Annotated in this window: 9 protein-coding genes and 1 pseudogene; 5 read left to right on the top strand and 5 right to left on the bottom strand. The window is 71.2% G+C overall.

The annotated features are described in order from the left end of the window. The 4 genes from HW445_RS11345 to folE form a co-directional block, all read left to right on the top strand. Positions 1 to 362, top strand: a 362-nt coding sequence (locus HW445_RS11345; RefSeq protein WP_180220899.1) for a TilS substrate-binding domain-containing protein, incomplete at its 5' end; no start/stop codon positions are given. A gap of 110 nt (positions 363 to 472) precedes the next feature. After that, positions 473 to 1,033 carry a hypoxanthine phosphoribosyltransferase gene (gene hpt / locus HW445_RS11340; protein ID WP_180220898.1) on the top strand — a complete coding sequence of 187 codons (561 nt, stop codon included), beginning with the start codon at positions 473 to 475 and terminating at the stop codon, positions 1,031 to 1,033. Positions 1,034 to 1,262: 229 nt separating this feature from the next. Next, positions 1,263 to 3,311, top strand: a complete 2,049-nt coding sequence (gene ftsH, locus HW445_RS11335; RefSeq protein ID WP_180220897.1) for an ATP-dependent zinc metalloprotease FtsH — start codon at positions 1,263 to 1,265, stop codon at positions 3,309 to 3,311. A gap of 118 nt (positions 3,312 to 3,429) precedes the next feature. Beyond that, complete coding sequence (gene folE, locus HW445_RS11330) at positions 3,430 to 4,035, top strand: GTP cyclohydrolase I FolE (protein WP_180220896.1); 606 nt, start codon at positions 3,430 to 3,432, stop codon at positions 4,033 to 4,035. A gap of 91 nt (positions 4,036 to 4,126) precedes the next feature. Here folE and HW445_RS11325 read toward each other — a convergent pair whose 3' ends face one another. The 5 genes from HW445_RS11325 to folP all read right to left on the bottom strand — a co-directional run bounded on the left by HW445_RS11325 (position 4,127) and on the right by folP (position 7,127). After that, entirely contained in the window at positions 4,127 to 4,591 is a 465-nt protein-coding gene (locus HW445_RS11325; RefSeq protein WP_180220895.1) for a DUF3180 domain-containing protein, read from the bottom strand. 14 nt (positions 4,592 to 4,605) lie between these two features. After that, on the bottom strand, positions 4,606 to 5,217 hold the full coding sequence (folK, locus tag HW445_RS11320; protein WP_180220894.1) for a 2-amino-4-hydroxy-6-hydroxymethyldihydropteridine diphosphokinase: 612 nt from the start codon (positions 5,215 to 5,217) through the stop codon (positions 4,606 to 4,608). Continuing rightward, positions 5,214 to 5,573: a dihydroneopterin aldolase gene (gene folB, locus HW445_RS11315; RefSeq protein ID WP_180220893.1), complete on the bottom strand. Its 360-nt coding sequence runs from the start codon at positions 5,571 to 5,573 to the stop codon at positions 5,214 to 5,216. The genes folK and folB overlap by 4 nt, the downstream gene beginning before the upstream one ends. Before the next feature lie 175 nt (positions 5,574 to 5,748). Next, positions 5,749 to 6,261, bottom strand: coding sequence for a nuclear transport factor 2 family protein (locus HW445_RS11310; protein WP_180220892.1), 513 nt, complete (start codon positions 6,259 to 6,261; stop codon positions 5,749 to 5,751). A gap of 5 nt (positions 6,262 to 6,266) precedes the next feature. After that, positions 6,267 to 7,127 carry a dihydropteroate synthase gene (gene folP, locus HW445_RS11305; RefSeq protein ID WP_180220891.1) on the bottom strand — a complete coding sequence of 287 codons (861 nt, stop codon included), beginning with the start codon at positions 7,125 to 7,127 and terminating at the stop codon, positions 6,267 to 6,269. A 257-nt stretch (positions 7,128 to 7,384) separates the two neighbouring features. On the opposite strand from folP, the pseudogene HW445_RS33505 reads away from it, so the two are divergent. After that, a pseudogene (locus HW445_RS33505) lies at positions 7,385 to 8,475 on the top strand (hypothetical protein); the annotation flags it as partial.

Below are 8,475 nucleotides of genomic sequence, written 5' to 3'. Positions count from 1 at the left end.
TGCCCGCGCTGGAGAAGGCCCTGGGCAAGGGCGTCGTCGAGGCGCTCGCCCGCACGGCCCAGCTCTCCCGGGACGACGCGGACGCGCTGGACGCCTGGGCAGGCCAGGCCGAGTCCGCCGTCCGGGACGACTCGGGCTTCCTGGAGTGCGCCAAGCTGGAGACCCTGCCGCCGGCCGTCCGCCGCCGCGTCCTGCGCCGGGCGGCCATCGACGCCGGCGCCCCGGCGGGCTCCCTCTTCGCCCGGCACATCGAGGAGATCGACCGGCTCATCACCGGTTGGAGGGGTCAGGGAGCCATCAACCTGCCCGGTCGCGTCGTCGCCCGACGGCAGGGTGGCAGACTGGTGATCCGGCAGGGCTGACCACCGGACCTCGCCCGGTCTCCCTCGGGAACCGGACCGGGGCCGTTCGGCCTGTGCGCGAGCCGCGCCGCGCGGCTCGCGCGGCCATTCCAGCGGGACGACCGAAAGTGATGCGGGTGGACGCGAAAGACATGGGCGCCGATCTCCACAAGGTGCTCATCACCAAGGAAGAGATCGACGCCAAGCTGGCCGAACTGGCCGCGAAGATCGACGAGGAGTACGCGGGCAAGGACCTGCTGATCGTCGGTGTCCTCAAGGGCGCCGTCATGGTCATGGCGGATCTCGCACGGGCGTTGTCCACCCCCGTCACCATGGACTGGATGGCGGTGTCGTCCTACGGCGCCGGCACCAAGTCCTCGGGCGTCGTGCGGATCCTCAAGGACCTGGACACGGACATCAAGGGCCGCCACGTCCTGATCGTCGAGGACATCATCGACTCCGGCCTCACCCTTTCCTGGCTGATCTCCAACCTGGGCGGCCGTGAGCCGGCCTCGCTCAAGGTGTGCACGCTGCTGCGCAAGCCGGAGGCCGCCAAGGTCGCCATCGACGTCGAGTGGGTCGGCTTCGACATCCCCAACGAGTTCGTCGTCGGCTACGGCCTGGACTACGCGGAGAAGTACCGCAACCTGCCGTTCGTCGGCACGCTCGCACCTCACGTCTACGGCGGCTGAACCGCGGCCCGGTGGCGCTCACCGGCCGCGGCGGCCACCTGGAGCAACCAGCCGGGCGCGGCCGCGGCGGCCGGGAACCGTTGGCGCTCGCGGGCCGTTGGAGTATCCGTAGAAGGATCGTCGGACGTCCCATGCCGCTTCGGTGGACGATGCTGGGGTACCGTCCGAAGAACAGCCTTTATCAAATCTCACGATGGCAGGAGGGACGGGGCGGCATCGCTCCGTATGGATGGACGTGAAGCGATACTTCCGTGGGCCGGTCATGTGGATCGTGCTGGCCGTCCTTGCCGTGGTCGTGTTGATGACGGTCGTCGGCAGGTCCGGCGGTTACGAGTCGGTGGACACCGGCAAGGTCGTTCAGGCGATCAATGACGACAGGGTGCAGTCGGCGCAGCTGACCACCGGTGACGAGCGGACCATCAAGGTCGAGCTCAAGAAGGGGCAGGAGGTCGAGAAGGCCTCCAAGATCCAGGCGAACTACATCGGCAGCCAGGGCGACGACCTGGCCGACGTGCTGCAGCAGAAGTTCGAGGACAAGAAGATCCCGGACGGCTACACGGTGTCGGAGTCGAAGACCAACCCGGTCCTCGGCTTCCTGCTGTCCCTGCTGCCGTTCCTCCTGCTGGTCCTGGTCTTCCTGTTCCTGATGAACCAGATGCAGGGCGGCGGCTCCCGGGTCATGAACTTCGGGAAGTCCAAGGCCAAGCTCATCACCAAGGACACCCCCAAGACCACCTTCGCCGACGTGGCCGGCTCGGACGAGGCGGTGGAGGAACTCCACGAGATCAAGGAGTTCCTGCAGGAGCCCGCGAAGTTCCAGGCCGTCGGCGCCAAGATCCCCAAGGGTGTGCTGCTCTACGGCCCGCCCGGTACCGGCAAGACCCTGCTGGCCCGTGCCGTCGCGGGCGAGGCGGGCGTGCCGTTCTACTCGATCTCCGGTTCCGACTTCGTCGAGATGTTCGTCGGTGTCGGCGCCTCCCGCGTCCGTGACCTGTTCGAGCAGGCCAAGGCGAACGCCCCGGCCATCGTGTTCGTCGACGAGATCGACGCGGTCGGCCGCCACCGCGGCGCCGGCCTCGGCGGCGGTCACGACGAGCGCGAGCAGACGCTGAACCAGCTCCTCGTCGAGATGGACGGCTTCGACGTGAAGGGCGGCGTCATCCTGATCGCCGCCACCAACCGCCCGGACATCCTCGACCCGGCGCTGCTGCGCCCGGGCCGCTTCGACCGTCAGATCGCGGTGGACCGGCCGGACATGCAGGGCCGCCTGGAGATCCTGAAGGTCCACCAGAAGGGCAAGCCGGTCGCGCCCGACGTCGACCTGACCGCGGTCGCCCGCCGTACCCCCGGCATGACCGGTGCCGATCTGGCGAACGTCCTGAACGAGGCCGCGCTCCTGACGGCCCGCAGCGACAAGAAGCTGATCGACAACCACATGCTGGACGAGGCGATCGACCGTGTGGTCGCGGGCCCGCAGAAGCGGACCCGGATCATGTCGGACAAGGAGAAGAAGATCACCGCGTACCACGAGGGCGGTCACGCCCTGGTCGCGGCGGCCTCGCCCAACTCCGACCCGGTGCACAAGATCACCATCCTGAGCCGCGGCCGGGCCCTGGGCTACACCATGGTCCTGCCCGACGAGGACAAGTACTCGACCACCCGCAACGAGATGCTCGACCAGCTCGCCTACATGCTGGGCGGCCGGGCGGCCGAGGAACTGGTGTTCCACGACCCGACCACGGGTGCGGCCAACGACATCGAGAAGGCCACGGGTCTCGCCCGCGCGATGGTCACCCAGTACGGCATGACCGAGCGCCTCGGCGCGATCAAGTTCGGCGGCGACAACACCGAGCCGTTCCTCGGCCGGGAGATGGCGCACCAGCGCGACTACTCCGAGGAGATCGCCGCGCTCGTCGACGAAGAGGTCAAGAAGCTCATCGAGAACGCGCACAACGAGGCCTGGGAGATCCTGGTCGAGAACCGCGACGTCCTCGACAACCTCGTGCTGGCGCTGCTGGAGAAGGAGACGCTGAACAAGGAGGAGATCGCCGAGGTCTTCGCCCCGATCGTCAAGCGTCCGCCGCGGCCGGCCTGGACGGGCTCCTCCCGTCGCACGCCGTCCACCCGGCCGCCGGTGCTCTCCCCGCGGGAGCTCGCGCTGACCAACGGCGGCAACGGCGCAGGCACCACCGGCAAGACCCTCACGGGTGGCGCCACGGGTGCCGAGCCGGCCCCGGAGCCGCGTCCCGAGGGCGGGCAGGACCGGCCCGAGAGCTGAGTCACGCCGCCGGACAACCCGGAATGAAGGGCGCGCCCCCCAGGTTCTAGCCTTGGGGAGCGCGCCCTTCGCACAGTGCGCCATCTGCACAGTCAGCCTGAGGAACGAGGCACTTCACATGACCGACCCCGTGACGCTGGACGGACAGATCGCCATCGGCTTCTTCGACGAGAAGCGTGCCGAGAACGCCGTCCGGGAACTGCTCATCGCGGTCGGCGAGGACCCTGACCGCGAGGGCCTGCGGGAGACGCCGGCACGGGTCGCGCGGGCCTACAAGGAGATCTTCGCCGGGCTCCGGCAGGAGCCGGAGGACGTGCTGACCACGACGTTCGACCTGGGCCACGACGAGATGGTGCTGGTCAAGGACATCGAGGTCTACTCGACCTGCGAGCACCACCTGGTGCCGTTCCGCGGGGTGGCGCACGTGGGGTACATCCCGTCCACCACCGGCAAGATCACCGGGCTGTCCAAGCTGGCGCGGCTGGTCGACGTCTACGCGCGGCGTCCGCAGGTGCAGGAGCGGATGACGACGCAGATCGCCGACTCCCTGATGGAGATCCTCGAGCCGCGTGGCGTGATCGTGGTCGTGGAGTGCGAGCACATGTGCATGTCCATGCGCGGGATCCGGAAGCCGGGCGCGAAGACGATAACCTCCGCGGTGCGCGGGCAGCTGCGCGATTCCGCGACGCGGGCGGAGGCGATGAGCCTCATCATGGCCCGCTGACACACGGCGGCGGCCTGATGCCGTCGGAGAGCCGGCCGGAAGCCGGAGCGATCCCGTCACGGCGCCGGCCGGAAGCCGGCGCCAGGCGGTGTCACGCCTCTTCCTCGTCCTCCGGGAGCCGGCACACGTGCTGGAGGTAGAGGGCCGTGGCGACCACCGCGACGCCGGCGAGCGCCGCGAACCCCGCCGTGAGCGCCTGGCCCCGACGGGCGGGGACCTCCAGGAACTCCAGGAGAAAGACCGCGACCCCGGCGTAGAGTCCCGCGACCGGCGCCGCCACCAGGGCCGACGCCTGCGCGAGCACGACTGCGCGGGTGGCCGTCAGCGGGTTGACCCCCTTGGCCCCCGGCCGCCGCTCCCGCTGCGCCTTGAGGCGTGCCCGTAGCGACAGCGCCCCCGCCAGCAGACCCACGGCGATCAGCGCCAGGACGAACGGGGCCGCGGCCGGAACACCCGGCAGCGACCCGAACGCCTGCCACAACCGGGCTCCCGCCCAGGCGAGCAGTCCGACGGCGACGAACGCCAGGGCCAGGGTCCTGATCCGCAGCTCTCTCACGGTGCCTCTCAACGTCATTCGGGCAGGCGGAGTTCCAGGTCCTCACGCCGTGCCACGCCCTCGCGGGTGACCGAGGCCAGCAGGTCGGCGACCCGCCCCCGGCCGGGAATCTCGGCGGACCCGTCCGCGTCCAGCCACGGTGCCAGCACGAAGGCGCGCTCGTGGGCACGCGGGTGCGGCAGGGTGAGCACCGGGTCGTCGGAGACCCGGCCCTCGTAGGCGACGATGTCCACGTCCAGCGTCCTGGCCGCCCACCGCTCGTCGCGCGTGCGGTGGAACGCCTCCTCGACGGCCTGGGCCCGCTCCAGCAGGGAGGTGGGCGGCAGGGTCGTCCGGAGGATCACGACCGCGTTCAGGTAGTTCGGCTGGGACCCCGGCTCGACACCCCAGGGCGCCGTCTCGTAGACGGGCGACACGGCCTTGATCCGGATGCCCGGGGTGTCCTCCAGCGCGTCGACGGCGCCTTGGAGGTTCTCCATCCGGTTGCCGAGGTTGGAGCCGACGGACAGCACGGCCTGGCGGGGGTTGGAGAGCGTGGAGTCGGCTGCGTCCACCGCCTCGACGACGGACACCGGCACCGGCTGGACCGTGGGGTCGGGAAACCCGGGAAGGCGCGAGGGGGTCATACACGGCTCCGGTTGATGGTGACGGTCACGTCGTCGAACGGAACGGTGATGGGCGCGCCCGGCTTGTGGACGCAGACCTCGACCTCCGCCACGATCTCGTTGCTGAGGCAGACCGCGGCGATGCGCTCGGCGAGCGTCTCGATCAGGTCGACCGGTTCGCCCTCCACGACGCCCACGACCTCCTCGGCGAGGATGCCGTAGTGGACGGTCTTCGTCAGGTCGTCGTCGGCCGCGGCGGGCCGGGTGTCGAGTCCCAGGACGACGTCCACCACGAAGGTCTGGCCCGTCTCGCGCTCCTCGGGGAACACGCCGTGGTGGCCGTGGCCCTTGAGGCCGCGCAGCGCGACACGATCCACTACGAATCACTCCTGCAGTCGTCGGTGAGGGGCCGGTTCCGCGCCGGGTGCGCGAGGGCGCCCACTGGCACTGAATCTACCCGTGGGCGTCGGCGTTCCTCCTCGTCGGGGGAGTGCGACCGGCCGAAGACGGCCACTACCCCGTGTGTCACGGCCTCAATCACGGGTGGGGGAGTCACGCCGGAATGTCAGGTTCCTCCGGCTCCTCGTCCTCGTCGGACTCGGTGAGGACCGGGGAGGCGTGGTGGGACCACAGCTTCCAGCCGGAGGGGGTGCGCCTGAACACGTTGGTCGCCACCACGAGCTGGCCGAGCAGCGGGCCCGGGTCCTCGCCCTCCTCGGGCGGCGGGCCGCCGCTGAGGATGTTCTCGGTGCAGGTGACCACGGCGGTGTCGCCGGTGACCGAGACGTGCACGTCGGTCAGGAAGAACTGGATGTAATCCGTGTTCGCCATGATCAGCGCGTAGGACCGCAGCACCTCGCCACGTCCGTTGAGGGCAGGCCAGCCGGGGTGGACGCAGGAGATCACCCCCGTCTCCGCGGGGTCGTGGTACGTCTCGTCGACGCCCAGGTCGGCGGGGGAGAGCCAGAGGGCGGAGAGCTCGTCGAAGTCGCCCTGCTCGATCGCCTCGTAGAAGGCGGTGTTGGCGAGTTCGACCTGCTCGACGTCCGTGTGCGCGGCGCTCACCGCGATCACCTGGCCCCTTCGACCGCGGCGGCGACCCGCACCGCGTCGGCCGAGGCGCGCACCTCGTGGACCCGTACCGCCCACGCCCCCCGCTGGGCGGCGAGCATGGAGACGGCGGCGGTGGCGGCGTCCCGTTCCCGGGCGGGTGGCGGGGTGCCCTGGGGGCCGGCCAGGACCTGGCCCAGGAAGCGTTTGCGCGAGGCGGCGACCAGCACCGGCCGTCCGAGCCCGAAGAGACGGTCGAGGTGGGCGAGGAGGGCGAGGTCGTCCTCGGCGCCCTTGGAGAAGCCGAGGCCCGGGTCGACCACGATCCGCTCCGGGTCGACCCCGCCCGCGACGGCGGCGTCCACCCGCTCACGGATCTCGTCGACGACCTCGCGGACCACGTCGGTGTAACGGCCGGGGATGTTGGCGCCCTCCAGCAGACCGCGCCAGTGCATCACCACGAACGGCGCCCCCGCGGCGGCGACCACGGGGATCATCGCCGGGTCGGCGAGGCCCGCGCTGACGTCGTTGACCATGACGGCGCCCGCGGCCAGCGCCTTCTCGGCGACCGAGGCGCGCATGGTGTCGACCGAGACGACGACCCCCTCCGCGGCCAGTCCGCGGACCACCGGGATCACCCGGCGCAGTTCCTCCGCCTCGTCCACCCGGGTGGCGCCGGGCCGGGTGGACTCGCCGCCCACGTCGGCCAGGTCGGCGCCTTCCGCGACGAGGTCCAGGCCGCGCTTGATCGCCGCAGTGGTGTCGAACCACCGGCCACCGTCGGAGAAGGAGTCCGGAGTCACGTTGACGACGCCCATGACCGCGCAGCGGTCCCACGTCGGAAGGCCCGCCACGTGGCCGCGTACGCACTGCTTGCTCATGCGACCAGCCTAGGCGGCCGGGCAGGGCCGCGCCGAACCCGTCGGCCCGGTGAGGGGCCTGTGAAATGGTGCAAAACGGGACGCGGAGCGGGGTCTCCGTCGATCTGATCAAGAAACGGGAATGTCCGGACGGAAAGCGGAGCCGTCGATTTTGCCTTCCCGGGCGTCCACGACCGCCTACGCGCGGTAAGTTTCTGGCCATGCCACGAGGACGCCATCGTCATTCCCCGCCTCTGCACAGGCTCCTGCCGCCGTCGGTGTTCGCAGTCGTGTCCGTGGTCTGTGCGCTGGTTCCGTGGTTCCTCGGTGAACCGTTGCTGCTGCGGCTGATGACCGCTCTCGCCGCCGTGGTCGGCGTGGCCGCCGCGGTGACCCTGCGGCGCTGGGACACGGCGGCCGGTCTGAGCGTCGCCGAGCTGAAGCGTGCCAAGGCCAGCGCCGAGTGGCAGCACGAGGAGCGGGTGGCCGAGCTGGAGGCCGACCTGGAGGAAGGCCGGGAGCTCCGGATCAAGCTGGAGCAGCGGCTGCGGTCCAAGCGGGCCGAACTGGCGGCGCTGCGCAACGAGCACGCCTCCCTGCTGCGGCGTTACGCGACGGCGGAGACGGAGCGGGCGAGTGCCCTGGAGGGACGGCGCCTGCTGGAGATCGAGGCCAAGGACCCCGTCCCGGCGCTGCCTCCGGCACGTGAGGCCCCGGCGCTCGGTCCGGCCCCCGTCCCCGAGCCCGCCCGGCCCTTCTCGCCGCAGGGCGGGGAGCTGTTCCGCCGGGCGAGGGCGGCGCTGGACGCCCTGGAGAGCCGCCCGGCCGCCGTCGGGGCGGAGACGGGGTCCGCGGGCTCCGGGTTCTCCGACTCGGGGTTCTCCGACTCGGGGTTCTCCGACTCCGGGTCCGTGGGCGCCGGGTTCTCCGATGCCTGGTTTGCCGGTGCGGAGTCCGGTGAGTCCGGTGAATCCGCGTTCGGTGAGCCCGAGCCCGGTGAGTTCGAGACCGGTGAGTCCGAGAGCGGCGGAGCCGAAGGCGGCGGGTCCGCGTTCGGCGAGGTGGACTCCGTGCGGGCCGAGCCGACCGAGGACGGGGACCTGGACGAGGCCGCCGGGGCGGGCGAGGTTCTGGAGCTCGAGGAGCCCACGCCCGTCGAGAGCGTCGTGGACGCCGAGGACTTCCACGGCCCGGACGCGGACCGCGAGCCCGGTCTCGACGGCGGGCGGGAGGCCGACGCCACCGTGCCGGCCACGGACGTGGAGGAGACACTGCCCGACCGTGCCGTGCCTGCGGACGGGTACGGGGACGGCGACGGGAGTGGCGCCGAGGGCGAGCCGGGTGGTTCCGCGGGCGGTTCGCCGGCGGC

Source organism: Streptomyces sp. UH6 (genome assembly GCF_013421635.1).
Taxonomy (GTDB): Bacteria; Actinomycetota; Actinomycetes; order Streptomycetales; family Streptomycetaceae; genus Streptomyces; species Streptomyces abyssomicinicus.
The sequence above is the reverse complement of the archived record's forward strand: the minus strand, read 5'-3'. Positions and strand labels throughout refer to the sequence as shown.